The sequence below is a fragment of the Serratia sp. SCBI genome (genome assembly GCF_000747565.1).
GTDB classification, from domain to species: Bacteria; Pseudomonadota; Gammaproteobacteria; order Enterobacterales; family Enterobacteriaceae; genus Serratia; species Serratia ureilytica.
The window spans coordinates 3,063,372-3,089,036 of sequence record NZ_CP003424.1; the positions used below are offsets into that span (position 1 = coordinate 3,063,372).

Sequence of the window (25,665 nt, forward strand, 5' to 3'; positions counted from 1 at the left end):
TCGGTAACGTTGCCTTGGCGCCCCTGGACTAGGCTTAACGAACCTTGTTTGTCGCAACACAAAGGAGCTTTCGATGTCCCCTTCTCAACAGAACCGCCGCTTTCTGCTGGCCTCGCGCCCGCACGGCGAACCGACGGCGGCGAATTTCTGCCTCGACACGGTCGCCGTGCCACAACCCGAGGCCGGCCAGCTGCTGCTGCGTACCGTATATCTGTCGTTAGATCCTTATATGCGCGGACGCATGAGCGATGCTACCTCCTACGCGCCGCCGGTGGAGATCGGTCAGGTCATGGTGGGCGGAACGGTCTCTCGCGTGGCGGCCTCACAGCATCCCGATTTCAACGTCGGCGATTGGGTGTTGGGCTATGACGGTTGGCAGGATTACGCGCTGTCCGACGGCAGCGGCCTGCGCAATCTCGGCCCACACTTGCCGCACCCTTCCCGCTTGCTCGGCGTGCTGGGCATGCCCGGTTTTACCGCTTACATGGGGTTGCTCGACATCGGCCAACCGCAGGCGGGTGAAACGCTGGTGGTCGCCGCCGCCAGCGGCGCGGTCGGTTCAGTGGTCGGCCAAATCGGCAAACTGAAAGGCTGCCGCGTCGTCGGCGTTGCCGGCGGTGCGGACAAATGCCGCTATGTGGTGGAAGAGTTGGGTTTCGACGCCTGTATCGATCACCGCGCCCCCGACTTTGCCGAACAGCTGGCCGCCGCCTGTCCGCAGGGCATCGACATCTATTATGAGAACGTCGGCGGCGCCGTATTCGACGCCGTGTTGCCGCTGTTGAACGCCAAAGCGCGCATTCCGGTCTGCGGCATCATCGCCCATTACAATGCCACCGGGTTACCCGCCGGGCCGGACCGCTTACCGTTGCTGGAAGGGCTGATCTTGCGTAAACGTATCCGTATGCAGGGCTTTATCATCTTCGACGATTACGGTTCACGCTTTGATGAATTCCTGCAACAGATGAGCAGTTGGGTCGAGCAAGGAAAGATCAAGTTCCGCGAGGACATCGTCGATGGGCTGGAGCAGGCGCCGCAGGCCTTTATCGGCCTGCTGCAGGGCAAAAACTTCGGCAAACTGGTGATCCGCGTCGCTGACGAATAACGCGCATCAGGGCGTGGCGCGCCACGCCCTGCTTGTCAATGCACGGCACCGTCGCCGAATTGCACATCCTCCTCTACCGTGAGCGTCACCTGCACGAGAGTGCGCACCGCTTCCACCATCGTCGCCAGCGCCATACTCGGCTTGCCCGGATGCACCGCCGCCAGTTCATGGCTGTACGGAATGTGCACGAATCCGCCCCTGGCCCGCGAATGCTGAGTCTCCAGATAGTGACGCAGACCATAAAAAATATGGTTGCAGTTATAGGTGCCCGCCGTGTAAGAAACGCCCGCCGGGATCCCCTGCCGGCGCAGTTGCTGCACCGCGGCCTTGACGGGCAGCGTACTGAAATAGCCCACCGGCCCGCCGGCAACCACCGGCACGTCAATCGGCTGTTTACCGGCATTGTCGGGAATGCGGGCATCGATCAAATTGATGGCTACCCGTTCCAGGGATATTTCGGCTCGGCCGCCGGCCAGCCCCAGACAGATCACCGCCCGCGGCTGCAATGCCTCAATCGCCGCGATCAGCTGCTGGTTGGCCACGCCCAATACGCACGGCAACTCGAGCACCGCGATCTCCGCGCCGGCGATACGCTCTCCGGCCAATGCCTGCGCGACCTGCCAGGAAGGGTTCACCGCGTCACCGTCGAACGGCTCAATGCCGGTGATTAACACTTTGTTCATCATTTCCCCTGATTGAAGGCTAAATACGTGTGCTACCAGCCTAGGGAACGCTGTAAGATTCTGGAAATGGATTATCTGTATATAGAGTATTCATAAAATGAATTTAGCCAACGTCGATCTCAATTTACTGGTGGTGTTTGAAGCGCTGTATCAGACTCGTAACGTCACCGCCGCAGGCCGGCGTCTTAACCGCGCGCAACCTTCCGTCAGCAATGCATTGGCGCGACTGCGCATTCTGCTCAACGATCCGCTGTTTGTCCGCAGCGGCGGCGGCATGGCGCCCACGCCGCGCGCCCACCAGCTTATGCCGCAGATACAGCGGGTGCTTGAGCAAATCCATCTGGCGTTGGCCCCACCGGCCCGTTTCGATCCGGCCACCGCCGGGCAGCGGCGTTTTACGCTGGCCGCCGGCGACTATGCGGATATCTTGCTGCTGCCCGCCATCATCAGCCGTTTGCGCCAGGCGGCACCCGGCATCGATATTCGCGTTTCGCGTCTGGATCGCCGCAATATTTACCGTCAGTTGGATAGCGGGGAGGTGGATGTCGCGCTGGGAGGGCATCTTTCCGGGGCAGATAGTCACTATGTGCGCACGTTGTTTGAAGAGCATCTGGTCTGTATCGCCAGCCGTTCACACCCGCAATTGGCGGATGGCCGCTGGGATCTGGCCCGCTACCTCAGCTTGCCGCACGGGCTGTACGCGCCGGCTGACGACGGCTCCGCCAGAGGCTTGGTCGACCGCCGCCTGGCGGAAATCGGCGGCCAGCGGCGCGTCGCCGTGACCTTTTCACACATTGTCGCCCTGCCGGCGGTGGTCGCCGACAGCGATCTGATCGCCACCCTGGCCGCCAGCGTGGCCCGGCGTTTTTCCGATCCGCAACGCGTACGCATTCTCCCGCTGCCTGAGGAGTTGGCCATCGCGCCTTTCCCCATTGAGCTGATCGCCGGCCGACAGGCGCAACGCGACCCGGCCTTAATCTGGCTCTGTGACCTGATAAGCCGACTTTCCCTCGATCCCCTTCCGCGCTAACCGCATCAATTGCTGCTTTATCAACCATTCAGACTCACCGTCGGAGGCCCGTACCGCGGGCTTTTCACGCCGGCCAAATAGGAATCATCCGAATTAACATTCGGTGAATTTATATATTTGATCATCTTTAACTAACGAATGGTAAGGATAAAAAATACTCAGTGACTTTTTTCACGGAAAAAAAGAGTTGTTTTATAAACACGTTGACTTAAGTGTTACAGATTTATTATTTGGTATTACCATTTTCCCAATAATTTGGGATAAAAAAAGATCTGGTCGTATCTATATGTTTTAGATAATAAAAAACCAGATCGTGAGCGAGTTAACGAATTGAGCATTGATCCACAAGGCTATTTTGCAAATGCAGAGCTCTATTGTAGACTGCACAAATCGTGCCTTTGTGTAAACTTTGTTAAATCTTTCGTCAGCCCCTGTCTCAATTCGTGACAGATACGCCATCGGGATCGCGCGTCAAATCTCGTGCGGTAGCTATGCCTAAACCGGGGATATAGTATGGATCGCCTTATCATTGCGCACACGCCTTTGCCCGCCCATCAGCTGTTGTTCAGAAGCCTTTCCGGTGAGGAAAGACTGGCCGGGCTGTTCGAGTTCGACGTCGAGCTGCTCAGCCCTGACAATCGCCTCGATCTGAAATCGCTGCTGGGACAAAAAATCACGCTGGAGCTGCGGGGCAACCCGATGGCCCCGCGTTATCTCAACGGCAATATCACGCGTATGACCCTCTCCGGACGAGAAGCCGGCGGCAACCGCTACTATATCTACCGCGCCGTGCTGCGCCCCACGCTGTGGTACCTGACGCAAAACCGCGATTTTCGCATCTATCAGGAAAAGACCGTTCCCGACATCCTGACCCAGGTGCTGGGGCAGTATCAGGTGAAGATCGATAACCGTCTGAGTTACGACTACCGCATCTGGGGGTACTGCGTGCAGTACCAGGAGAGCGATTTCGATTTCATCAGTCGTCTGATGGAACATGAAGGCATCTATTACTATTTCACGCACCAGCAGGACGGCCATACGCTGGTGCTGGCCGACGCGCCGGCGGCGCATCAGGAACTCGCCGGCTATGCCAGCATCCCCTATCAGCTCGCGGAAGGCGGTCTGGTGGAAAACAAGGACAGCATCAACAGCTGGAGCGTCTCGGACGCCATCACGCCCAGCCTGTATAGCCTGGATGACTACGATTTTCGTAAACCGCGCGCACGGTTGCTGGAGGCCCGGCAGAATCCCGCCTCGTTCGCACAGGACAAAGCCGAGGTGTTCGACTGGCCCGGGCGTTATACCGATCACGCCCACGGCCAGTTTTATGTCAAGGTGCGCCAACAGGAGTTCGAAGCGCAGCATGAGCAGATGAGCGGGGAAGGCAGTTCGCAGGGCATTGCGCCCGGCTACCGTTTTCAGCTGATCCAGGCGCCGCGCATGGAAGACAACCGCGCCTATCTGGTGGTCAGCGCGCGTTACTTCATGCAGGAAAACAGCTACGCCAGCAACGATAACGACGTTGGCGAGCAACATACCGAATTTCAGGTGGTGCCGGCGGACATCAACTGGCGCCCGGCGCGCACCACACCCTGGCCGAAAACCCATGGCCCGCAAACCGCCGAAGTGGTTGGCCCGGAAGGCGAAAGCATCTGGACCGATAAATATGGCCGGGTGAAACTCAAGTTCCGTTGGGATCGCCACGGCAGCGGCAATGAAACCAGCTCCTGCTGGGTGCGCGTCTCCAGCGCCTGGGCCGGCTGGAAATACGGCGGGATCCAAATCCCGCGCGTGGGTGAGGAAGTGGTGGTCGACTTTATCAACGGCGATCCGGATCGCCCCATCATCACCGGCCGCGTTTACAACGAAGACAGCATGCCGCCCTGGGATCTGCCCGGCGACGCCACCAAAATGGGCTTTATGAGCCGCAGCAAAGGCGGCGGCGTCGACAACGCCAGCTTCCTGTTCCTGGAAGACTCGCCCGGCAACGAATCTTTCGACATGCACGCCGAACGCAACATGAACATGACGGTGGAAAACGACAAGAACGTCAATATTGACGGCAGTCGTTTCACCCGCATCGGCAAGACCCAAGACCATCAGGTTATCGGCAATGCAACTTTCCTTTTTGGATCAATGCGTAACACCACCGTGACAGGACCTGAAACCGCCACTTTTAACAGTGGGCAACAGGTGGGGATCAAAGCCGGGCGTAAATTCACCATTCACGACGGCGGCGATAACGTCAACATCACCGGCGATCAAACCATTCTGCTGAAGGGCAATCGACACCATACGATTGAAAACAAGCAGACCCAACTGATTAAGCAAGGCCAAGACACCACCATCGAGCAATATGGCCAGTCCACGAAAATCGAAACCGGCGATAAGAAGCTGGAGATTACCAGCGGAAACCAGAGCACCAAATTGGCGGGCGGCAACAAGAGCCTCGATATCACCGGCAACCTGACCTCCACCGTCAGCGGCGAAGAAACGCGCTCTCAGAATAAATTAACCGTCACCACCGCCACAGACTACGTGCAGAAAGCATCGAAGATTAAGATCGCCACTGTCGATGGCGAAGGCCCCAGTGGATCGGATATTTACATCCACGGCAACAAGGTGACGGTAAAAAGCGACAGCGAGCACATTATCATCCGCCCCAAGAACATGACCTGGACCAAGTGGTTGGATGTCGGCATCAAGACTGGCGCGGCATTCTCCATTACCGGCGGGCTGACCGTCGATGTTAAAACCGCAGCAGTAGTGAAGTTCGAACCTCAGTTCATCTTGTATAAGAAAGGTCCGGAAGCCGATTTCAACGATCTGAAAATGACTTATTGTTCCATTAGGCTCGCGATTGCGATCCTGACATCTATTTCATAAGGAAAGCGTCACGATGGGTTCGTTTATTGACTTTGCGACACAGGACAGTCTCTGGGGTAAAATCGTCTTTACCCTGTTCGGCATTTTGGTGGGTGGCGTGCTGATCGCCGCGATTTGCAAAAATATTTTGCCGGCAAATAAACCTCTGTCTTTCCCTGCACGTCTGCTCATCTTTGTCGTGCTGATGCTAGCGCTCCTTAAATACAACCAGTACGTGATGTCGGCGGTGAATTACCCTGCAGAGTTGATCGGTTTCCTAATCCTTCCCGGTTTCCTGATGGTGTACTTGGGCGTCACCACTCCCGGCGGCGCGCTGTCCCTGATGGGAGAGCTTGGATGCTTCGCTTTGCTCGCCGCGTTGCTGGTGTTGGCATCCGCCGCAGTAGGTTTCTTCGCCCCCTATCACCTGGAGAGCGCGCTGCAATTTGCAGCCAAGGCAATCGCTGCCGCGCTGTCCGTAGCGACAGTCCTGCTGGTTCGCAAAGGGCTATCTATATAACTATTTATAATCACTTGCATTTTTATCTTACTCGTCGTTTTTATTTGGGGAGCGTTACCTTCCCCTGAATCCAACCGCGGGTGAATATTTTCATCTGATGTGACTTTGCCTGATATCCAATAAAGCGAAAAACGGGATTGTTTTTGTGCGGCGCAACATGTTGCCCGCAGGTATCTACCGGAAGCCTTGCACACACAATGAAAGTCGTAAAACCTTTGCGTCTGAGCACGCTTCATCGCCCCTACCGTTGGCAGGGGGAAAATTATCTGGGCGTTTCCGTTTTGGCGTTAGCCGACATGGGGGCGTCCCCACGTCTGCGCCCCGAGCCTGAACTATGGCAACTCGCCAGCGAAGAGCTGACCTTGAGCGGCGGCGTGCTCGATCTCGCCTTTCCTAAAGCCTGTGCAGAATTTCTTGCCACCGGCTACGCCTATACCCATCATCAAGCTGATAAAACCGCTTGTGCGGTTAAAATCCAGTTGGATACGCTGGAGAAAACGCTGGTGGTCTTCGGCGATCGTCACTGGATCAATGATCGCCCCTCATCCCCACTCCCCTTTGATGAAATGCGTCTGGATTGGAGCCGCGCTTTCGGCGGCCCGCAATGGGTTGAAAACCCGCACGGCCTTGGCGCTAACCCAGAAACACTTCCACGGGGTTCTCGCTGTCCCCTCCCCAATATCGAACCGCTGCACAATCGACTGAGCTCGCCGCGCCAGACTGCGCTCCCCGTCAGCTTTGACGCGTTGGACATCAATTGGCCACGCCGTTTCAGCCGCATCGGCAAAAAATACGACGCCAACTGGCTGCAAAATGAGTTCCCAGGGCTGGCCAGCGATACTGATTGGCGCCTGTTTAATATGGCGGATCACGATCAGCAATGGCCGCAGCGTGATGCACTTCCGAGCGGCGCCACCTATCGTATTTGGAACATGCATCCGCAGATCCCCTGCCAACAAGGACAGCTACCAACGTGGATAGCCCGCTGCTTTATCAACCGGCTGCGACACGGCGAACCCGAGATCGAAGAAATCGCCATGCGGCACACGACAGTCTGGTTCTTTCCGCATCGCCAACAGATGTTGTTGATTTATCACGGCAGCGTACGTATTGACGAAGACGACGCCGCTGACGTTTTGCACCTTATGCCGGCGTTAGAACTGTCCGGTGCCGCTCGCTCAGCCAATCATTATCGCAAGGTATTGCGCCAACGCAGCGATACCGAGAAAGGCGGTTTATTCGCCTTTCGCGAAAAAGAGCTGGTGCCTGAATCGGCCATCGGCCCCTGGTTGGATACGAAGCAAACGACAGAAGAAAGCCCGGCGGTGCGCAACCTCACTCGTTATCAGCAGCACCTGCAACAACACTATCGCGATCGCCGACTCTCGGAAGGTCAGGACATCGATGAAGCACTTCCCCCGACGGAACGCCCCGCATTGGATGAGTTGCCCGACTATGTCGAGCGTCTTGAACAGGAGGCTGAGCAAAGACAACAGGCTCTGTATGACGAACTGCGGGCCCAGGGGGTTGATCCGCAAAGCGTCGTCGAGGCGCCGCCGTCAAGCAGCGGGCATGAAAATTTCCAGCAGATGCGGGATCTGCTCTACCAACATAGCGATCCCGCCGATCGTCGCCGCCTGGAAGAACAGGAACAAGCGCTGTATCAGGCCTACCTGATGACCGCACAATCACAAGGCCCTGCGCTGCGGCTGAGTGGCGACTTAGCGACGATCATACGTAACCGCGCGATGGCCACCCAACGCGGCGATAAAAACTTTAGCGGTATCGATCTGACCGGCGCCGATCTTTCCGGTTTGGATCTCACCGGTGCAGACTTCAGCCGTTGTCTGCTGGAAAACGCCAATTTCAGCGGTTGCCGTCTCGACCATGCTAATTTTGAACAAGCGATGTTGGCGCGTGCAGACTTCACCGGCGCCCGCCTGCAAGGGGCTAACCTGAATCACGCCTCCCTGGCGTTGGCTCACTGTGAGAACGCTGACTTTTCTCATGCAACCCTGGTGGAAACCAATATTCAGGAAACGCTGTTCAAAAACTGCAATTTCACGGGAAGCAGACTGGAGCAGTTGGCGGGATACCGCACTTTTATGACGCAATGCAATTTCTCCCAGGCCACGCTCTGCGTCATCACGATGATGGCTTTGACATTGAGCCAGCTGAAATTTCATCAAGCCAAGCTGGAGAAAGTGACGTTCATTCGCTGCCAACTCGAAGGGTTCGACTTCAGTCATGCTCGGCTTGATACCTGTTCGTTGGTCGAAACCCGTGCGGAAGGCTGCTCATTTCAGGGGGCCAGACTGCAAACATGCTCTTTTGTCGCACAGAGCGCGATGCCCAGAGCGAACTTCAGCGAAGCGACGCTCAAGCAATGCAATTTGCGTCAGTTACCGCTGCATCAGGCCTGTTTTCGTCTTGCACGGATTGATAACAGCGACTTCTCCGGGGCCCAGCTCACTGCCGCCAACCTGCAGAAAGCGAACGGCAATGGCAGCTTGTTCATCCGCTGCGACTTCAGCAACGCCGATCTGACTAACGCCAGTTTTGTCAGTGCAGTGATGCAAAAAAGCCTGTTCAGCGGCGCCGATTTACGCGGCGCTAATTTGTTCCGCGCCGACCTGTCGCAATCGCGGATTGACGGCTCAACAAAAATTGATGGTGCTTATACCCGACAAACAAAAACGCTGCCTCGCACCGTTCAGGAGAAATTATGACGCTTGAAGCAGAAAGCGTTCGGCAGCAAATAGAGCGCGGTGAACCTCTGCAGGAATGTGACATCAGCCATTTGGATCTGCGCGGTTGGGACCTGTCCGGCGTAATTTTTTCACGAGTCAATCTGCAAGGTATAGATTTCAGCGGATGCAATCTGCAGGAGACCACCTTCAGTGAATGCTGTCTGGATCGGTGCTGTTTCGCCCGGCAAACCTTGCATCAGACCACCTTCAATCAGTGCGCCCTGGCGGGGGCCGACTTCACAGAGTGCCGGCTGGAACAAAGCATTTTCAATGAATGTCGGCTTAACGATGCCAGTTTCAAGCAGGCCGTGCTCGACCAAACGCAATTTATGCGCTGCCCACTCGAATGCGGTGATTTTGGCGCGTCAATCCAGGATCGCGTGACCTTTTACGAAACGGCATTACAGCAGGTTAACCTGGCTCAAAGTCAGTTGTCACTTGTCACCTTCTTTCGTCTTGACCTTCGTAGTACTGATTTAAAAGGCTGTTCGTTCGACCGCGTCACGTTTTTCGAATGCGACCATCGCGGCAAAAGTTACGCCGGGCAGCGCCTGATCGCCTGCCAGTTTACCGATAACCAATTGGACGACGTCGACTTCAGCCAGGCGACGCTGCGCCAAAGCAACTTCAAGGGCGCTTCGCTGCGGCGCGCCAACCTGACGGGCGTGCAGGCGCAGCAGTCGCTGTGGCTGGAGGCCAACCTGACTCAGGCGCAGTGCCGCAGCGGGCAATTCGATCAGGCGATTTTCAGCGAAGCGACGCTGGACGCCGCCAACTTCAACCAGGCGCGTCTGTATCAGGGCGTGTTCCAGCACAGTCGCGCGGCGCGCTGTGATTTCAGCGACAGCGACCTGACCTACGCCGATTTTTGTTATGCCGACATCGGCGCCGCCGATTTCCGGCGTGCGCGCTTCATGCGTACCCGCATGCACCGCGCCCACCAGCAGCAAACGCGCTGGGGCGACCGCAGCGGCATTCTCGAGCGCGACGAAGAGCTGTACGCCGCCGAAATCTGGAGCGCACAGCGCCAGAGCCGCATTTGAACGTATTGACCACTTCACGAGGGGATCACCATGAGCGTTGTCAACACTACTCGCGCCGTCAACATCGCGCCGCCCCAGCAGGCCGCCGGCCAGGTCGTCAACCTGTTGCCGGACGGCAGCCTGGTGGTGGAATGTGAAGGCCGCGGCTGGCATTGCCGCCGTGCGGCCAGCTGCCTGCTGACGCCGGCCCTCGGCGATAGCGTGCTGGTCGCCGGTTGCGGCCACCAGCTGTGGGCGATCGCCGTCCTCGAGCGCGCGGAACCGCAAAACGCGGCGCGGCTGAGCGTCGAAGGCGATCTGCACATTGAAACGCTGCACGGCTCGCTGTCGCTGCACGGCGCGCAGGCGCTGAACCTGAGCGGCGACGCCATGACCCTGCAAGCGAACAGCGGCGACTGCCACGTCGACAAGATGAAATACAGCGGCGAAGAGCTCTCGGCTTTCGTCAGCATCAGCCGCCTGGTCGGCAAACGCTGCGAGTCACTGTGGCATTCGGTCAGCCAGATCAGCCACTCGCTGTTTCGCAAAGTGCGCCAGACCGAGCACGTGCGCGCCGGGCAGCTGGATTATCAGGCGGAAGATTACGCCCGTATTCATGCTCGCAACACGCTGATTACCTCGAAAGACATCACCAAGCTGGATTCGGAACAGATCCACGTCGGATAACCTTGCGGAGGCCTTTTATGTTTGCCAACAGCCAAATGATCGGCGTGGACCTGGCGTTTCCCGACGTCTGTCTGACGCCAAGCCCGGCGCCGGTGCCCATTCCCTACCCGGATATCGCCCTGGCGCCGACCGCCATCCCGAACGCGTTCAACATTCTGTTCGTCGGCACCCCGGCGCACAACATGGCGACGGTGACGCCACTGACCAACGGCGACAACCCCGGCGTGGCCACCGGCGTCGCTTCCGGCACGGTGATGGGGCCGTCCCGCCACCTGACCGGCGCCTTTACCGTGCTGCTCAAAGGCACCCCGGCCACCCGGCTGACCAGCCTCAGCCTGCAGAACTCCACCAACGCGCTCGGCATGCGCATCGTGCCGAGCCAATTAAAAGTGTTGCTGCTTGCGCCCTGATGACGGCGCTTTATTACACAGCCATTCAATCAAGAAAAAGAGGACATTGTGAAAACACGGATTACCCTGACGTTGTTGACCGCCCTGACGCTTGCCGGTTGCTCCACCCCACCGCCACCGCCGCCGGCGCTCAATAACGACGCCATCGTCAGCAGTGAAGTCAACGGCGTCACGCTAAAGCACCGCGCCGCGGTGAGCGCGCCGAAACAGTTCAAACCGATCGGTGAGGAGTACCGCAGCCTGTACGCCGCCAGCATCATGAGCAGCCCGAATTATACCGGCACCGCCGTCGGCAGCCTGGACAACGCCGCCGCGTTCTACGCGCTGGGCGAAGTGGAAAACAACTGGCTGGCGATCTCCGCCATCCGCGGCGGCGATCTGGTGGGGTATATCCAGGCCAACGCCGGCGTGCCGGAAGCGCGCTACAAAGCGACGCTGCGCAAAGATCTGCCGCGCCGCGCGCGCGCCGCCAAGCAGGACTGCGTTAAAGTCGGCGGCGACAGCAAGGCGTGCAAAAACGCCGGCTCAGCCACCTGGATCCTCCAGTAGTCAGCACGCCTGCGGGCGACGAGATTCCCATGACGACGACCCCTATCGCTTCCCGCTGGTGCGGGATGCTGTTTCTGCTGCTGGGCGCGCTGGCGCTCGGCGGCTGCATGTCTTCCGCGAAAAGCGTGCCGGCGCGTTACAGCCTGGTCTTCGACGCTGACCGCCAGGTCAACGCCGCCGCCGGCGCGCAACCGGCGCCGATCAAAATTCGCGTGCTGCTGCTGCGCTCGGATGCGGAATTCATGGAAGCCGACTTTTTCAGTCTGCAAAACGACGCCAAAAGCGTGCTCGGCAACAGTCTGCTGGACAGCGATCAGTTCTTCCTGACGCCGGGCCAGACCGGCAAAAAGCTCGGTGGGCAAAGCACATTGGACGCACGTTACATCGGCGTGATCGCCGAATATCAAAATCTGGACGGCAAGACCTGGCGCATTTCACTGCCGCTGCCGGAACCCACCGAAACCAATTTCTACAAGGTATGGCAATTCTCGCCGGATGAGCTGGAAGCGCATATCGTCGCGGGCGTGAGTGGCCTGCGCCCCGTAAAAAAGGTCGACTGACCTACCGCTGCGCTGAAGCGAAGTAACTATAGGTGTGATGATGAAAGATGCTCATAAGGTTGTCTGGACTGAGGGGATGTTTTTGCGCCCTCACCATTTCCAGCAGGCGGAAAACTATCTCGAAGGCTATATGCGCAACTGGGGCCAGGCCCACAGCGGCTGTTTCTGGGGCTTTCTCACCCTGGATCTGGACCAAACGCTGCTGCGCCAGGGCAAGATCGCGCTCAACGCCGCCAGCGGCATCATGCCCGACGGCACGCCGTTTCGCTTCTCCGGCGCCCAGCAGGCGCCCGCGCCGCTGGCCATCGCCGACAACAAGACCGGTGAAAACGTGGTGCTGGCTCTGCCGACCTATCGCGCGGGGCGTGAAGACGTGATCTTTCAGGAAAGCCCGGAAGCGCTGGCGCGCTATCTGGCTTACGAGACCGAAGTCGACGATCTCAACGCCGTCTCGGTGGGCAGCGCGGCCTTGCAATTCGGTCGCCTGCGCCTGCGGCTGATGCTGGAGAGCGAGCTGAACGCCGAATGGACGGCGCTCAGCGTCACCCGCGTGCTGGAAAAGCGCAGCGACAACAGCCTGCGTCTCGATACGGCGCAAATCCCGCCGATGCTGAACTGTCAGGGCAACCCGGTACTGAAGACCTTCATCAACGATCTGCAGGGGCTGCTGCAACAGCGCAGCCAGCAGATGAGTCAACGCCTGCTGCAACCGGGCCGCGGCGGCAGTTCCGAAATGGTCGATTTCATGCTGCTGCAGCTGATCAACCGCCATCTCGGTCAGGTGAGCCATGCCTACCACCTCGACCATCTGCACCCGGAGCGCCTGTTCGCCGATTGGCTGCAGTTCGCCACCGAACTCGCCAGCTTCTCGGCGCAGCGCACCCCGGAAGGCCGCCTGCCGGTGTATGACCACGACAACCTGGCGCTGTGCTTCGGCAAGCTGATGCTGTTGCTGCGTCAGGGCCTGTCGGTGGTGCTGGAGGACAACGCCATTCAGCTGACGCTGGTCGAGCGCTCCCACGGCCTGAACGTCGCCACCGTGCAAGACGCCAAAATGATGCGCGACTTCGGCTTCGTGCTGGCGGTGCGCGCCGACGTGGCCGCCGAGGTGTTGCTGACCCACTTCCCGGCGCAGATGAAGATCGCCCCGGTCACGCGCATCCGCGATCTGGTGCAGCTGCAGCTGCCGGGCATCGGTCTGCGCACCATGCCCGTCGCGCCGCGTCAGATCCCTTATCACGCCGGCTACACCTATTTCGAGCTGGAAAAAGGCGGCGACCTGTGGAAACAGATGGAAAAATCCAGCGCCTTCGCCCTGCACCTGGCCGGCGAATTTCCGGGGCTGGACATGGAATTTTGGGCGATTCGCAGCCATACGGACCGGTAACCTATGACTCAGGAAAATAGCATGGCGCCGGCGGCCAACCCGCTGGTGGACGCCGCCAACCCGCTGCTGAACGCCATTTCGCAGATCCGCCAATCGGCCACGCACGCCAACCCGGCGCAGCTGCGCCAACAGCTGATCGACGAAATGCGCCGCTTCGAGATCCGCGGCCAACGCGCCAACCTGCCGTACGAAGTGATCATCGGCGCGCGTTATTGTCTGTGCACCGCGCTGGATGAAGCGGCGGCGCTGACCCCGTGGGGCAGCAACAGCGTGTGGTCCGGCAGCGGGCTGCTGGTGACCTTCCATAACGAAACCTGGGGCGGCGAGAAGTTCTTCCAGCTGCTGGCCAAGCTGTCGCAGAGCCCGCGCGAGCACATCAATCTGCTGGAGCTGATCAATTATTGCCTGCTGCTGGGCTTTGAAGGCCGCTACCGGGTGATGGAAAACGGCCGCTCGCAGTTGGAAACCATGAAGCAGCGCCTGCTGCAGCTGATTCGGTCGGTGCGCGGCGGCTACGCCCCGCCCCTGTCGCCTCATGCGCTGGATCTGCCGGTACAACAGAAACTGTGGCGTCCGCTGGTGCCGCTGTGGGCCTGCGTGGCGCTGACCGGCTTCCTGGCTTCGCTGCTGTTTATCGCCCTCAACTGGCGGCTGGGCGACAACACCAGCCCGGTGCTGGCGGCGATTTACCAAACCAACCTGCCGCAGGTCGCGATCGGTAATCCGGCGCCGGCCGCGCCGCCGACGCTGAGCCTGAAAAGTTTCCTGCGCAAAGAGATCGCCGAAGGATTGGTGGTGGTGCGCGACGAAGCGCAGCAAAGCGTGGTGATCCTCAAAGGCGACGGGCTGTTCGACTCCGCCGCCACCACGGTGCGTGCCAACTATATTCCGGTCATCGACCGCATCGCCGCCGCCATGAACGGCGTCAGCGGCAAAATCCTGGTCACCGGCTACAGCGACAACGTGCCGATCCGCAGCGCCCGCTTCGCCTCCAACTGGGAGCTGTCGCTGGCGCGCGCCGAAGCGGTCAGCGCCCGCTTGCAAAAACACCTCGCCAACCCGCAGCGGGTCAAGGCCGAGGGGCGCGGCGAGAGCAACCCCGTCGCGCCGAACGATAACAAAGTGAACCGCGCGTTGAACCGCCGGGTAGAAATTACGCTGTTGGTCGCCCCGGAAAACACCCAGGCGGAAATCAACGGCTTGCCGCAAGGAACCGGAAAGTAATGCTCAGTACGTTATTCTCCATCATCACCAGCCGCCTGCTGTGGGGCTTTGTCGGCATCACCGCGCTGGCGTTCATCATCTGGACGATCGGCCCGCTGGTCGCCATCGGTGACTATCGCCCGCTGGAGCCGGAACTCAACCGCCAGATCGCCATCGGCGCTATCTACCTGATTTGGTTCCTGTGCCGCCTGATCCCGCGCCTCTACAGCGCCTGGTTCAACAGCCGCCTGCTGAGCAATCTGCGCGCCGCCGAAGCGGTGCCGGCGGAAGACGGCAAGCCCGAGATCAAACCAGACGATCCGCTGGCCCAGCGTTTCGACGAAGCGGCGCAGCTGTTGAAAAAGGCGCGCTTCGCCCCGGGCCAGGGCGACGGCAAACATCGCTGGATGACCCGCTTCAGCCGCCAATATCTGTATCAGCTGCCGTGGTATGTGATCATCGGCGCGCCCGGCGCCGGTAAAACTACCGCGCTGGTCAACTCCGGCCTGCATTTTCCGCTGGCGGATCGCTTCGGCAAGTCCGCGCTGCGCGGCGTGGGCGGCACCCGCAACTGCGACTGGTGGTTTACCAACGACGCGGTGCTGCTCGACACCGCCGGCCGCTACACCACCCAGGAAAGCCAGCGCGAAGAAGACGCCGGCGAATGGCAAAGCTTCGTCGCGCTGCTGAAAAAATATCGCACCCGCCAGCCGATCAACGGCGTGATGGTCACCATCAGCGTCGCCGATCTGCTGAGCGACAGCGCGGAAGCGCGCGCCGCGCAGGCTAGCGCGCTGCGCAAACGCCTGATAGAACTGCACGAACAGCTGGGCATTCACTTCCCGGTCTATGTGCTGGTGACCAAAACCGACCTGCTCAACGGCTTTATGGCCTATTTCGGCAGCTTCGACAAAGCGCAGCGCGACCAGATCTGGGGATTCACCTTCCCTTACGAGCGCTCGCGGCAGCCGGACTTCAACCTGAACGCCGCCTTCGAACAACAATACGCCCTGCTGCAACAACGGCTGGATGCGGCGCTGCCGGATACGCTGCTGATGGAGCACGACGCGCGCCAACGCGCCGAAAGCTACCTGTTCCCGCAGGAGTTCGCCGCGCTGCGCCCGCTGCTCGGCCAATATCTGGAACAGGTGTTCGCCACCTCCAGTTTTGAAACCCGCTTTACCCCGCGCGGCATCTACTTCACCAGCGGCACTCAGGAAGGCCTGCCGTTTGACCGGGTGATGGGCGAACTGAACCGCTACCTGCAGCTGCCGCCGGCCAATTCAGGGGCGCAGGCCAACGCGGCCTGGGACAGCGTGGGCCAGGAAACGCCGATCCCGGCAGCCAAAGGCCAGAGCTTCTTCCTGAAAGAGACGCTGGAATCGGTGGTCTTCCAGGAGTCCGGGCTGGCGGGCAGCAACCGCTGGTGGGAATACCGCAACCGCGCCCTGCACTGGGCGGGGTACATCGCGCTGGCGGTGATCCTGGCGGTGCTGGCGATGTTGTGGTTCACCAGCTACGGCAACAACAAGGCCTATCTGGCGGAAGTGGCCGCCAAGGTGCCCGGCGTCGAGCGCCAGGGGCAAAGCCTGACCCAGTTGGGCAACGGCGATATGTTCTCGCTGCTGCCGTTCCTCAACAGCCTGCTGCATCTGCCGGACAGCCAGAACTTTTCGCTGGACGATCCGCCGTTCACCTATCGCATGGGATTGTTCCGCGGCGATCAGGTCGGCGACGCCGGCAATGCCCTGTACCAAAAAGCGCTGAAAGAACTGCTGCTGCCGCAGGTGGCGCAACAGATCGCCGCCACGCTGCGCAACGATAACCACGGCGACGCGGACTTCAGCTATGAAGCGCTGAAGGCCTACCAGATGCTGTATCTGCCGAAGCAGTACGACGGCAAATTCCTGCGCGCCTGGGTGATGCTCAACCTGCAGCGCAACCTGCCGCAGGGCAGCACCCAAAAACAGCTGCAGCAGATCGAATGGCACCTGAGCCAACTGCTGGATACGCAGATCCAGGCCTCGCCTTACGCCAAAGACGAGCCGTTGGTGGCGCAGGCGCAGGCCGCGCTCAATCGGGCGCCGCTGTCGCAACGCGTCTACGGCCGCCTTAAGCGTCTGCTGCTGAAACAGACCGACATCAAGCCGGTCAGCCTGGTCGATTTGGCCGGTCCGCAGACCGAACTGGCGTTCAGCCGCAAAAGCGGCAAACCGGTGACCGACGGCGTGCCGGGCCTGTTCACCTCACAGGGGTATTGGAAAGCGTTCAACGACAACATCGATCCGGTGACCGATACCCTGCGCAAGGAAGACGTCTGGGTGTTGAACAGCCAGACGCCGGAGCAGAAAAGCGCCGATCTGACCAAGACCATCCGCCAGCTGTACATGCAGGACTTTATCAGCGCCTGGGATGAGCTGCTGGGCGATATCCAACTGGCCAACATCGGCAACCTGACCCAACGCATCAGCAGCGCGCGCCTGCTGTCCGGCAATCCGTCGCCGATGCGCAATCTGCTGGTTAACGTCAGCAAAAACGTCACCCTGCGCGACGAGAAAAGCGACGCCGATTCCCGCTCGCTGCTGGCCAAAACCGAAGACAAGCTGAATCAAAACGCCAACCGCACGCTGGAGGCGCTGTTCACCAACCGGCCGGCCAACGCCGACGGCGACGTGTCGGCCCAGCCGGAACAGCTGGTGATGGCGCACTTCGCGCCGCTGCTTGAGCTGGCGCAAAGCCAGGGCGAAGGCAATAAGGCGATCCCTTTCGACAGCGTGCTGAAACAGGTCGATGAGCTGTACAGCTACCTGACGGCGGTGCAAGGCGCGGCCAACAGCGGCATGTCGGCGCCGCCGAGCGACATCATCCCGCGCCTGCAGGCCGAATCCGGCCGCTTGCCGGTGCCGTTCAAACAAATGCTGCTGTCGCTGGCGATCGGCGCCAGCAGCGACACCCAGCGCAAAGAGATGGAGAACGTGAAAAAGCGCATCAGCTTCGAGGTCGGCAGCTTCTGCCGCCAGGCGATCGCCGGGCGTTATCCGTTGGTGGCCCGGGCGCGCCAGGAAGTGACGCCGGACGATTTGGCGCGCATGTTCGCGCCGAACAGCGGGCTGATGGACAGCTTCTTCCGCGACAACCTGCAGGGCAAGGTCGATACCACCCGCGCCAACTGGCGTTTCACGCCCGGCGTGGACGGCAAGACGCTGCCCGGCGGCGAAGGCATCCTGCGGTCGTTCCAGCAGGCGCAGCGCATCCGCGACGCCTTTTTCGCCAACGGTACGGCGACGCCCTCTTACCGCGTGACCGTGCGGCCGGTGCGGATGGATAACGACATCCTCAACCTGACGCTGGATATCGACGGGCAGCTGTTCAAATACAGCCACGGCCCGCAGGTGCCGCTGGTGGTCAGCTGGCCGGGCACCCGCAATACCAACCAGGTGCATCTGCAGCTGGCGCTGGCCAACGGCACCACCGCCAGTCTGGTGACCAGCGGGCCGTGGGCGCTGAACCGCCTGGTGGATATGGCGCAGTCTTCGGGCACCGGCGGCCTCGGCCGTCAGGCGACGTTCAATCTCGACGGCCACCGCGTCACGTTGGAGTTCACGCCCAACAGCATTCGCAATCCGTTCCAACTGCCGGCCTTCTCGTGCCCGTAGCCCCGAAAGGACATGACCATGAGCACTGATTCAAGCGCCCCGACGAGCATCGGCTGGTACGGCAAACTTCCTTCCGCCGGTGACTTCCTGCAACGCCGTTTGCCTGACCCGGTGGTCAACAACTGGGCCCACTGGTTCCATAACGGGCTGGTGAATTTGCAGCGCGATGCGCAGGGGCCAAACGATCACCCGTTCAGCAACGCGCCGGTGTGGAACTTCGTGATCCCCGCCACGCTCGGCAGCCAGTACGTGCAGATGGGCTGCCTGTTGCCGGCGCGCGACCGCGTCGGGCGGCGTTACCCCATCTGCGCGCTGCGCCTGTTCAGCCAACAGGATTGGCGCCCGCAACAGCTGAACATGGCGGCGAGCTGGTACCAACAGCTCGGCCATACCCTGCTGAACGGCGTGCGCAACGGCTTCTCCGCCGAACAGATCGACCGCACGCTGCAGGCGATCCCGGCGTTGCCCAGCCCGCCGGCGGAAGCGGACTCCGAGATCTTGTCGATTATCGGTTTCCAGCATCCGGACGTACCGGGCCTCGGCTGGCAGCAGGCCGCCGACTGTTTCGATCCGGCGCAGTACACCAGCTTTTGGTGGACCAATCAGGCCGACGGGCACCCGCTCTACACCCACGTGCACAGCGGCAACCTCACCGTGCAGCTGTTTTCATTGCTGTTCGAACCCAACGGCTGGGCGCGCCCCGGCCGCGGCGGCCAGTACCCGCAAATGTTTGATTAACATCGCTCGTTGAAGGAAATCTTATGGCTATCGACACCGATACCCTGCTGGCCCCGGTTGACGCGGACACGCCCTGCGGCGACAACCTGGAATACGACGCCGACTTTCTGGCCATGGCGCGCGCCGCCACCGGCAAAGCCGAACAGCAATTCGGCAGCACCATCATTCCGGAAGAGGCGCCGGATTGGGTGCAGGTCGAGCGTCTCGCAAGCTCGCTGCTGGCGCGCACCAAAGACCTGCGCGTCATGCTGTATCTCACCCGCGCCTGGACCCAACTGCGCGGATTGCCGGGCTATGCCGACGGGCTGACGCTGATCCACCAGGCGATACTCCGCTACTGGGATGCCCTGCAGCCGCCGCTGGAGTTCGACGGTGAGGCCGACCCGCTGTTTCGCATCAACGCGCTGGCCGACCTTGGCGACAAGGCCGCGCTGGCCGCCAGCGTGCGCGCCGCGCCGCTGCTGAAAAGCGCCGCCGGTGAAATCTCGCTGCGCGATGCCGGCGCCCTGCTCGACGGCAGCAAGCAAGAGTGCCCCAACTTTCCCGGCGGCCGCGCACGGCTGCAGGATGAGCTGGCGCAACAGGATCGCCCCGAAGGCGCGCTGGTGATGCATATCGCCAACACCCTGGCCGCCATTCGCAGCGAAGTCACCCGCCATCTGGGTGAAAGCGCGCTGCCGGAAATGAGTGCGCTGACCAAGGTCTTTTCGCTGGTGGCGCTTGCCGGCCAGAGCGAGGCCCCGGCCGCCACCGAAGCGGACGCCACACAGGAAAGCGCCGCTGAGCAGCCACCGGCCGCCGTGCAGAGCGCCTCTGCCCCACTCAACTGGCGCAGCGCGCAGATCCAGTCGCGCGACGACGCCCAGCTGATGCTGGACAAGGTGAAAAACTATTTTCGTCTTCATGAGCCAAGCCACCCGGCGCCGCTGATGATCGATCGGGTACAGCGACTGATTACGCTGGACTTTATGCAAATCGTCCGCGATTTGGCGCCCGATGGGCTTAACCAACTGGAGACCATTCTCGGTCGCCCCGACAACGAGGAGAACAGCTAGCCGCCGACTTTTGTTCTCTTGACGACACCCGATACCGTCTGCCCCTGCGCAGACCCGAATCAGAACCTGACTCTCCCAGCCGGACGAGGCGCGTTCCCAATCGCCATTAGATGGAGTAAATCATGTCAAACTCGAAATCCCGCAGCGGGCAGAAATTCATCGCCCGCAACCGCGCGCCGCGCGTACAGATTGAATACGATGTCGAAATTTATGGCGCAGAGCGCAAAATCCAGCTGCCGTTCGTGATGGGCGTGATGGCGGATCTGGTGGGGAAAGCGGTCGATCCGCAAGCCAGCGTGGAGGAGCGCAAGTTCATGGAAATCGACGTCGACAACTTCGACGAGCGCATGAAATCGCTGAAGCCGCGCGTCGCTTATCAGGTTGACAATACCCTGACCGGCGAAGGCAAGCTGAACATCGATCTGACCTTCGAAAGCATGGAAGACTTCTCCCCCGCCGCTATCGCCCGCAAGGTCGACGCGCTGGACAATCTGCTGGACGCCCGCACCCAGCTTTCCAACCTGCTGTCCTACATGGACGGTAAAAACGGCGCCGAGGAGCTGATCTCCAAGATCCTGCAAAACCCGGCGCTGCTGAAATCCCTGACCGACGCGCCGAAGCCGGCGGTTAACGATGACAACAACGAGCGTGAGGATTAATCGATGAGCAACTCGCCTCAGCAACAAAATGCGTTGCAAACCACCGAGACTTTTTCCAGCGATGAGTTCAGCGCGCTGTTGAACAAAGAGTTCCGGCCGAAGACCGATCAGGCCAAAGAAGCGGTCGAGAACGCGGTGAAAACTCTGGCGCAGCAGGCGCTGGAAAATACCGTCACCGTTTCTTCCGACGCCTACCGCACCATCCAGGCGCTGATCGCGGAAATCGACGAAAAGCTGTCGCAGCAGATCAACCAGATCATTCACCACGACGATTTCCAGAAGCTGGAAGGCGCGTGGCACGGCCTGCACTACCTGGTCAACAACTCTGAAACCGACGAGATGCTGAAGATCCGTTTCATGAGCATTTCCAAGCAGGAGCTGGGCCGCACGCTGAAGCGTTATAAAGGCGTGGGCTGGGATCAGAGCCCGATCTTCAAGAAAATCTACGAAGAAGAGTATGGCCAGTTCGGCGGCGAGCCCTTCGGCTGCCTGGTGGGCGACTACTACTTCGATCACAGCCCGCAGGACGTGGAGCTGCTGGGTGAAATGGCCAAGATCGGCGCCGCCTCACACTGCCCGTTCATCGCCGGCACCGCGCCAAGCGTGATGCAAATGGAGTCCTGGCAGGAGCTCTCCAACCCGCGCGATCTGACCAAGATTTTCCAGAACACCGAATACGCCGCCTGGCGCAGCCTGCGCGAATCGGAAGACGCGCGCTACCTGGGCCTGGTGATGCCGCGCTTCCTGGCGCGCCTGCCGTATGGCATCCGCACCAATCCGGTGGACGAGTTTGACTTCGAAGAAGATACCGACGGCGCGACCCACGGCAACTACACCTGGACCAACGCCGCCTACGCCATGGCCGCCAACATCAACCGTTCGTTCAAAGAGTTCGGTTGGTGCACCGCCATTCGCGGGGTGGAATCCGGCGGCGCGGTGGAGAACCTGCCGTGCCATACCTTCCCGAGCGACGACGGCGGCGTGGACATGAAGTGCCCGACCGAGATCGCCATCAGCGATCGTCGCGAAGCCGAGCTGGCCAAAAACGGCTTTATGCCGCTGGTGCACCGCAAAAACTCCGACTTCGCCGCCTTTATCGGCGCGCAGTCGCTGCAGAAGCCGGCGGAATACTACGACGCCGACGCCTCCGCCAACGCCCAGCTTTCCGCGCGCCTGCCATACCTGTTCGCCTGCTGCCGCTTCGCGCACTATCTGAAGTGCATCGTGCGCGACAAAATTGGCTCCTTCCGCGAGCGCGACGATATGGAGCGCTGGCTGAATGACTGGATCATGAACTACGTGGACGGCGATCCGGCCAACTCATCGCAGGAAACCAAGTCGCGCAAACCGCTGGCCGCGGCGGAAGTGCAGGTGGAAGAGATCGAAGACAACCCGGGCTACTACAGCGCCAAGTTCTTCCTGCGCCCGCACTACCAGCTGGAAGGCCTGACCGTCTCCCTGCGCCTGGTGTCGAAGCTGCCTTCGCTGAAGCAAAACGACGCGTCCTGATGGGCTGGAGTCAGGCCGCGATCGCGCGGCCTGGCTGATGTATCAACCTCATCGTCAGCCTATCGCAGAAAACCCGGATCGCATGTGGAACCAAGATAACGCGAAATAATTAAGCATTGAGCCATTAGCACTTAATAGTGGCTCGGTAACCCGTACCGATAGTTTTCGGTATTTAAGAAGGTGCATGGCACAAGGATATAAATTGGTAATGCATTACCACACTTGCAATTCCTGCTGCTATTACCTGAGTTTTTCAACGTAACGTTAATACTACTGTTAACCCTTAATAAAGAGTGAAGAAACTATGGCTATTGATATGTTCCTGAAAGTTGAAGGTGCCAGCGGCGAATCCAAAGATTCGAATCACAAAGGCTGGACCGACATTACTTCTTTCTCCTGGGGCGCTTCTCAACCGGGCAATATGGGCGTTGGCGGCGGCGGTGGCGCCGGCAAAGTGTGCTTCAACGATCTGCACGTCAACGCGCTGATCGACAAGTCAACCCCGGCCTTGCTGAAACACTGCTCAAGCGGCAAACACCTGACCAAGATTGAGCTGTCGGTTTGCAAGGCGGGCGGCACCCAGGTTGAATACGCAAAAATCACCCTGGAAGACGTGCTGGTCACCGCCGTGCAGTACACCGGTGCAGGCGGCGAAGACACCGTGGGCGTCACCTACTCCTTCCAGGCGGCGAAAGTGAAACAGCAGTACTGGGAGCAGAGCGACAAAGGCGGCAAAGGCGCCGAAAGCAGCGCAGGTTGGAACATCAAGGAAAACCGCGAAGCTTAATTGTTATACAACCTCCCCGTTATGGGGAGGTTGGTTTGGCAAGCGATGTATTTTAGATAAGGAAATCATGATGAAAGCGATTAGAAAAGGTGACAGAGGAAATCACGTAAAATCATTGCAAGAATTGCTTAATAAACAGGGGGCTATTCTTAACTCTGATGGCATATTCGGCCTAAAGACTGAATTAGCAGTAAAAAAAGTGCAACGTAAAAAAGGTCTGCATGTTGACGGCATCGCTGGTCGAAAAACATTCTTAGCCCTGGGTTCACACGTCGAAACTCGAGCACCACAACCTCCTATCGGTGGTAGTGCAGGTCGTCAAGGTCCCGGAGCTATGGGCATTTCACAAAGCGGTTTAAGGTTTATCTTTAATATTGAAGCATGGCGCGGAGTAAGTAACCACCTACATTGGCCTGGCGGTGCAAGCGGGGTCACTCTGGGGCCGGGTTATGATATGAAAGCTCGCTCTATAGAATCAATAAAAAATACCATGATCGCGATTGGATTAGACAGCGCAACTGCAGATAAAATCAGTGCAGCCGCCGGGCTACATCATCAGCAAGCTAAAGACTTCGCGAAAGAAAATCACAATTTAGTGGTTTTAACCGACACACAGGAAACGGAACTACTTAAATTTATAGTACCTGCCTATGAAAGAGCTGTTAGGAATAAAATTCTTGTTCCACTCACACAACAAGAGTTTGATGCGTTAGTCTCCTTTGCTTATAATCCAGGTGGTCGACTCAACAACGTCGCAGCATTCATTAATCAGAGCAAAATATCTGATGCAATGACAGAAATAAAACGTGCCATTACCTCAGGTGGAAAAGTGATGAAAGGGCTGATAAACAGAAGAAATTACGAAGTCGAGCTCTATTTAAATGGAAACTATCGCTAAGGAATTCGCCACAATGAAATTATCTGCATTTTTAATTAGTAGCGTATTTTTCTCACTTACTGCATGTGCAGCAGAAAAAAACGTTAATGCCCCAACATCATCAACTATTGATGGCTTATGGCAAGTGACTCAGGTCAACATAGACAATGAGACTACCCGCACGCTTAGCTATCAACTTAACGACCCTCGATTACTAGGAAGAGTAATCAATATTTCCACTAAATCAATAGAAAACAATCTGCCGGAAAAAGACGTCTGCACAGCGCCAACCTTAAGTATTGAGAGAAGCACGCTAAATCAATTCATCGGTAAGTCGATGGGCGGAGATAAAAGCATCTCGGCTAAAAACTATGCATTGAAAGAAAACGGCCAAGCAGAAGTCTCTCTTTTCAAGATCGCTTGTCACTCCGGATCATTCGGCCCATCCGATAATGGTGCAGGCTCCAGCTTTGCCGCTCTCAATCCAAAAAAAATGCTGGTTAATTGGTACGATGGTTCGCTACTGCAATTAGAACGGTTACCGAAAGATCCTAAACCTGCAGCGTCTTTCGACTGTGCCAAATCTACAAGCGTTGTTGAAAAAACTATCTGCTCAGACTTCAATTTATCCGCCTATGACAAAAGCGTTTCCCAAGCTTGGCTGTTGGCAAAAAAGCAGGCGACCGATGTAGGGGATAAAAAACTGGCGGCTTCTTTAAACAGCACGCAAAGATCTTGGTTACTGCAAAGGGATAAATGCCGAGATGACAAAGATTGCCTGGCCGATACGATGCAAAAACGAATCGATGCACTTACGTCACACGATTAAAACTGCGTTCCTACTCATGTTGGCGGTATTGAATACTGAAGCTTCCGCCAACGAAAAGTACTCCTCTGCCGAGTACCTCAAAAACTACGCGCTTAGCGTTTGTATCGCCAAGGGGTACTCAGCAAAAGAAGTCAAAAACGATGCCGCCGCCGCTGCTCGGGGTTATATGGAGTTCGGCGATTATTCTCTGGAGGCGCATACCGCCGTCAGGGCGCTGGCAAAAGAATTTCTGGCAAAGCCCTATGACAGTATGTCAGGGGAGCCGATGACGATGGCAAAGTGCATCGATCTTGTACATAGCCAAGCGTTGCAAGCCATCATCAAGAAGAACCAAGGGAAAGACGACAACTGATATCGGAGTTGCTCAAACGACGGCTCATATCAAAGGTTATCTCGGATGAGAAGATACACGTACTTTTTAATGTCTCTGCTGCTCGGAAGCCATGTAGCCCTTGCTGAAAACTCACTCAATATTTTATCGCAAGAGGCACTATATAAAAATTGGTTAGTCAGCCGCTGCATTGGGAAGTCCACTGACTCAGAAAAAACCAAGCAAGACGCCTTCCGTTCCGCTTCCGCCTATTTAGAATTGAGTAAACTGCCGATGGATGCATTCGAACAAGGCGAAAAGCTGGCTGAACAGTACGCCAATAAAAATAGCCAAGGCTCAGTTAAAGGAAGTTATCATATTTTAGATTGCCTTTCACTGCAGAACGCCAGTGAAGCTGAAGCCATTTTTAAACGTTACTCAAAGTAATAGCCGCAGTGATAGAATTCATTTTTT

General features: G+C 58.5%; 23 protein-coding genes. 22 read left to right on the forward strand and 1 reads right to left on the reverse strand.

The features are described 5' to 3' along the window. Positions 1–73 precede the first annotated feature (73 nt). On the forward strand, positions 74–1,105 hold the full coding sequence (locus tag SERRSCBI_RS14445; protein WP_042784875.1) for an NADP-dependent oxidoreductase: 1,032 nt from the start codon (positions 74–76) through the stop codon (positions 1,103–1,105). 35 nt (positions 1,106–1,140) lie between these two features. Here SERRSCBI_RS14445 and pcp read toward each other — a convergent pair whose 3' ends face one another. Further along, positions 1,141–1,788, reverse strand: a complete 648-nt coding sequence (gene pcp / locus SERRSCBI_RS14450; protein ID WP_042785740.1) for a pyroglutamyl-peptidase I — start codon at positions 1,786–1,788, stop codon at positions 1,141–1,143. Positions 1,789–1,885: 97 nt separating this feature from the next. On the opposite strand from pcp, the gene SERRSCBI_RS14455 reads away from it, so the two are divergent. The 21 genes from SERRSCBI_RS14455 to SERRSCBI_RS24240 all read left to right on the forward strand — a co-directional run bounded on the left by SERRSCBI_RS14455 (position 1,886) and on the right by SERRSCBI_RS24240 (position 25,638). After that, positions 1,886–2,818 carry a LysR family transcriptional regulator gene (locus tag SERRSCBI_RS14455; RefSeq protein WP_042784876.1) on the forward strand — a complete coding sequence of 311 codons (933 nt, stop codon included), beginning with the start codon at positions 1,886–1,888 and terminating at the stop codon, positions 2,816–2,818. A gap of 513 nt (positions 2,819–3,331) precedes the next feature. Next, complete coding sequence (locus SERRSCBI_RS14460; RefSeq protein WP_223524880.1) at positions 3,332–5,704, forward strand: type VI secretion system Vgr family protein; 2,373 nt, start codon at positions 3,332–3,334, stop codon at positions 5,702–5,704. 13 nt (positions 5,705–5,717) lie between these two features. Further along, entirely contained in the window at positions 5,718–6,203 is a 486-nt protein-coding gene (locus SERRSCBI_RS14465; RefSeq protein WP_042784878.1) for a hypothetical protein, read from the forward strand. Positions 6,204–6,400: 197 nt separating this feature from the next. Next, the gene (locus tag SERRSCBI_RS14470; RefSeq protein WP_042784879.1) at positions 6,401–8,932 is read left to right on the forward strand and encodes a DUF2169 domain-containing protein; all 2,532 of its coding nucleotides are present in this window, start codon (positions 6,401–6,403) and stop codon (positions 8,930–8,932) included. Continuing rightward, positions 8,929–9,996 (forward strand): pentapeptide repeat-containing protein, encoded by a 1,068-nt coding sequence (locus SERRSCBI_RS14475; protein WP_033650853.1) that lies wholly within the window; start codon positions 8,929–8,931, stop codon positions 9,994–9,996. Before SERRSCBI_RS14470 ends, SERRSCBI_RS14475 begins: the two co-directional genes overlap by 4 nt. 30 nt (positions 9,997–10,026) lie before the next feature. Then, complete coding sequence (locus SERRSCBI_RS14480) at positions 10,027–10,662, forward strand: DUF3540 domain-containing protein (RefSeq protein ID WP_033650852.1); 636 nt, start codon at positions 10,027–10,029, stop codon at positions 10,660–10,662. A gap of 17 nt (positions 10,663–10,679) precedes the next feature. Further along, positions 10,680–11,072 (forward strand): DUF4150 domain-containing protein, encoded by a 393-nt coding sequence (locus SERRSCBI_RS14485; RefSeq protein ID WP_033643549.1) that lies wholly within the window; start codon positions 10,680–10,682, stop codon positions 11,070–11,072. Between the two features lie 48 nt (positions 11,073–11,120). Then, positions 11,121–11,621, forward strand: a complete 501-nt coding sequence (tagV, locus tag SERRSCBI_RS14490; RefSeq protein WP_033643550.1) for a type VI secretion system accessory protein TagV — start codon at positions 11,121–11,123, stop codon at positions 11,619–11,621. A 29-nt stretch (positions 11,622–11,650) separates the two neighbouring features. Continuing rightward, a complete protein-coding gene (gene tssJ, locus SERRSCBI_RS14495; protein ID WP_033643551.1) occupies positions 11,651–12,181 on the forward strand; it encodes a type VI secretion system lipoprotein TssJ in 531 nt (176 codons plus the stop codon). A gap of 40 nt (positions 12,182–12,221) precedes the next feature. Then, positions 12,222–13,568, forward strand: coding sequence for a type VI secretion system baseplate subunit TssK (tssK, locus tag SERRSCBI_RS14500; protein ID WP_042785741.1), 1,347 nt, complete (start codon positions 12,222–12,224; stop codon positions 13,566–13,568). A 21-nt stretch (positions 13,569–13,589) separates the two neighbouring features. After that, positions 13,590–14,792: a DotU family type VI secretion system protein gene (locus SERRSCBI_RS14505; RefSeq protein ID WP_049272050.1), complete on the forward strand. Its 1,203-nt coding sequence runs from the start codon at positions 13,590–13,592 to the stop codon at positions 14,790–14,792. After that, complete coding sequence (gene tssM, locus SERRSCBI_RS14510) at positions 14,792–18,427, forward strand: type VI secretion system membrane subunit TssM (RefSeq protein WP_033643552.1); 3,636 nt, start codon at positions 14,792–14,794, stop codon at positions 18,425–18,427. Before SERRSCBI_RS14505 ends, tssM begins: the two co-directional genes overlap by 1 nt. Before the next feature lie 18 nt (positions 18,428–18,445). Further along, a complete protein-coding gene (tagF, locus tag SERRSCBI_RS14515; RefSeq protein ID WP_033643553.1) occupies positions 18,446–19,165 on the forward strand; it encodes a type VI secretion system-associated protein TagF in 720 nt (239 codons plus the stop codon). Positions 19,166–19,188: 23 nt separating this feature from the next. After that, the gene (gene tssA / locus SERRSCBI_RS14520) at positions 19,189–20,220 is read left to right on the forward strand and encodes a type VI secretion system protein TssA (RefSeq protein ID WP_042784881.1); all 1,032 of its coding nucleotides are present in this window, start codon (positions 19,189–19,191) and stop codon (positions 20,218–20,220) included. 122 nt (positions 20,221–20,342) lie between these two features. After that, on the forward strand, positions 20,343–20,879 hold the full coding sequence (gene tssB, locus SERRSCBI_RS14525) for a type VI secretion system contractile sheath small subunit (protein WP_015378282.1): 537 nt from the start codon (positions 20,343–20,345) through the stop codon (positions 20,877–20,879). A gap of 3 nt (positions 20,880–20,882) precedes the next feature. Continuing rightward, a complete protein-coding gene (tssC, locus tag SERRSCBI_RS14530; protein WP_004934958.1) occupies positions 20,883–22,388 on the forward strand; it encodes a type VI secretion system contractile sheath large subunit in 1,506 nt (501 codons plus the stop codon). A 304-nt stretch (positions 22,389–22,692) separates the two neighbouring features. Next, on the forward strand, positions 22,693–23,175 hold the full coding sequence (locus SERRSCBI_RS14535; protein ID WP_004934962.1) for a type VI secretion system tube protein Hcp: 483 nt from the start codon (positions 22,693–22,695) through the stop codon (positions 23,173–23,175). Positions 23,176–23,242: 67 nt separating this feature from the next. Beyond that, positions 23,243–24,073: a pesticin C-terminus-like muramidase gene (locus SERRSCBI_RS24230; RefSeq protein WP_227818391.1), complete on the forward strand. Its 831-nt coding sequence runs from the start codon at positions 23,243–23,245 to the stop codon at positions 24,071–24,073. 13 nt (positions 24,074–24,086) lie between these two features. After that, entirely contained in the window at positions 24,087–24,881 is a 795-nt protein-coding gene (locus SERRSCBI_RS24235; RefSeq protein WP_042784884.1) for a lysozyme inhibitor LprI family protein, read from the forward strand. A 16-nt stretch (positions 24,882–24,897) separates the two neighbouring features. Then, the gene (locus SERRSCBI_RS14550; protein ID WP_042784886.1) at positions 24,898–25,233 is read left to right on the forward strand and encodes a T6SS amidase immunity protein Tai4 family protein; all 336 of its coding nucleotides are present in this window, start codon (positions 24,898–24,900) and stop codon (positions 25,231–25,233) included. 69 nt (positions 25,234–25,302) lie between these two features. Then, positions 25,303–25,638: a T6SS amidase immunity protein Tai4 family protein gene (locus SERRSCBI_RS24240; protein WP_227711491.1), complete on the forward strand. Its 336-nt coding sequence runs from the start codon at positions 25,303–25,305 to the stop codon at positions 25,636–25,638. The last annotated feature ends 27 nt before the right edge of the window (positions 25,639–25,665 follow it).

Excerpts from the sequence above, each read along its gene's own strand:
- SERRSCBI_RS14505 (WP_049272050.1), top strand. The coding sequence starts at position 13,590 with ATGGCGCCGGCGGCCAACCCGCTGGTGGACGCCGCCAACCCGCTGCTG.
- SERRSCBI_RS24240 (WP_227711491.1), top strand. The coding sequence starts at position 25,303 with ATGTCTCTGCTGCTCGGAAGCCATGTAGCCCTTGCTGAAAACTCACTC.
- SERRSCBI_RS14470 (WP_042784879.1), top strand. The coding sequence starts at position 6,401 with ATGAAAGTCGTAAAACCTTTGCGTCTGAGCACGCTTCATCGCCCCTAC.
- pcp (WP_042785740.1), bottom strand. The coding sequence starts at position 1,788 with ATGAACAAAGTGTTAATCACCGGCATTGAGCCGTTCGACGGTGACGCG.
- SERRSCBI_RS14480 (WP_033650852.1), top strand. The coding sequence starts at position 10,027 with ATGAGCGTTGTCAACACTACTCGCGCCGTCAACATCGCGCCGCCCCAG.
- SERRSCBI_RS14455 (WP_042784876.1), top strand. The coding sequence starts at position 1,886 with ATGAATTTAGCCAACGTCGATCTCAATTTACTGGTGGTGTTTGAAGCG.
- tssJ (WP_033643551.1), top strand. The coding sequence starts at position 11,651 with ATGACGACGACCCCTATCGCTTCCCGCTGGTGCGGGATGCTGTTTCTG.
- tssM (WP_033643552.1), top strand. The coding sequence starts at position 14,792 with ATGCTCAGTACGTTATTCTCCATCATCACCAGCCGCCTGCTGTGGGGC.
- tssC (WP_004934958.1), top strand. The coding sequence starts at position 20,883 with ATGAGCAACTCGCCTCAGCAACAAAATGCGTTGCAAACCACCGAGACT.
- SERRSCBI_RS24235 (WP_042784884.1), top strand. The coding sequence starts at position 24,087 with ATGAAATTATCTGCATTTTTAATTAGTAGCGTATTTTTCTCACTTACT.
- SERRSCBI_RS14535 (WP_004934962.1), top strand. The coding sequence starts at position 22,693 with ATGGCTATTGATATGTTCCTGAAAGTTGAAGGTGCCAGCGGCGAATCC.
- SERRSCBI_RS14465 (WP_042784878.1), top strand. The coding sequence starts at position 5,718 with ATGGGTTCGTTTATTGACTTTGCGACACAGGACAGTCTCTGGGGTAAA.
- tagF (WP_033643553.1), top strand. The coding sequence starts at position 18,446 with ATGAGCACTGATTCAAGCGCCCCGACGAGCATCGGCTGGTACGGCAAA.
- SERRSCBI_RS14475 (WP_033650853.1), top strand. The coding sequence starts at position 8,929 with ATGACGCTTGAAGCAGAAAGCGTTCGGCAGCAAATAGAGCGCGGTGAA.
- tssK (WP_042785741.1), top strand. The coding sequence starts at position 12,222 with ATGAAAGATGCTCATAAGGTTGTCTGGACTGAGGGGATGTTTTTGCGC.
- SERRSCBI_RS14550 (WP_042784886.1), top strand. The coding sequence starts at position 24,898 with ATGTTGGCGGTATTGAATACTGAAGCTTCCGCCAACGAAAAGTACTCC.
- SERRSCBI_RS14460 (WP_223524880.1), top strand. The coding sequence starts at position 3,332 with ATGGATCGCCTTATCATTGCGCACACGCCTTTGCCCGCCCATCAGCTG.
- SERRSCBI_RS24230 (WP_227818391.1), top strand. The coding sequence starts at position 23,243 with ATGATGAAAGCGATTAGAAAAGGTGACAGAGGAAATCACGTAAAATCA.
- SERRSCBI_RS14445 (WP_042784875.1), top strand. The coding sequence starts at position 74 with ATGTCCCCTTCTCAACAGAACCGCCGCTTTCTGCTGGCCTCGCGCCCG.
- tssB (WP_015378282.1), top strand. The coding sequence starts at position 20,343 with ATGTCAAACTCGAAATCCCGCAGCGGGCAGAAATTCATCGCCCGCAAC.
- tssA (WP_042784881.1), top strand. The coding sequence starts at position 19,189 with ATGGCTATCGACACCGATACCCTGCTGGCCCCGGTTGACGCGGACACG.
- SERRSCBI_RS14485 (WP_033643549.1), top strand. The coding sequence starts at position 10,680 with ATGTTTGCCAACAGCCAAATGATCGGCGTGGACCTGGCGTTTCCCGAC.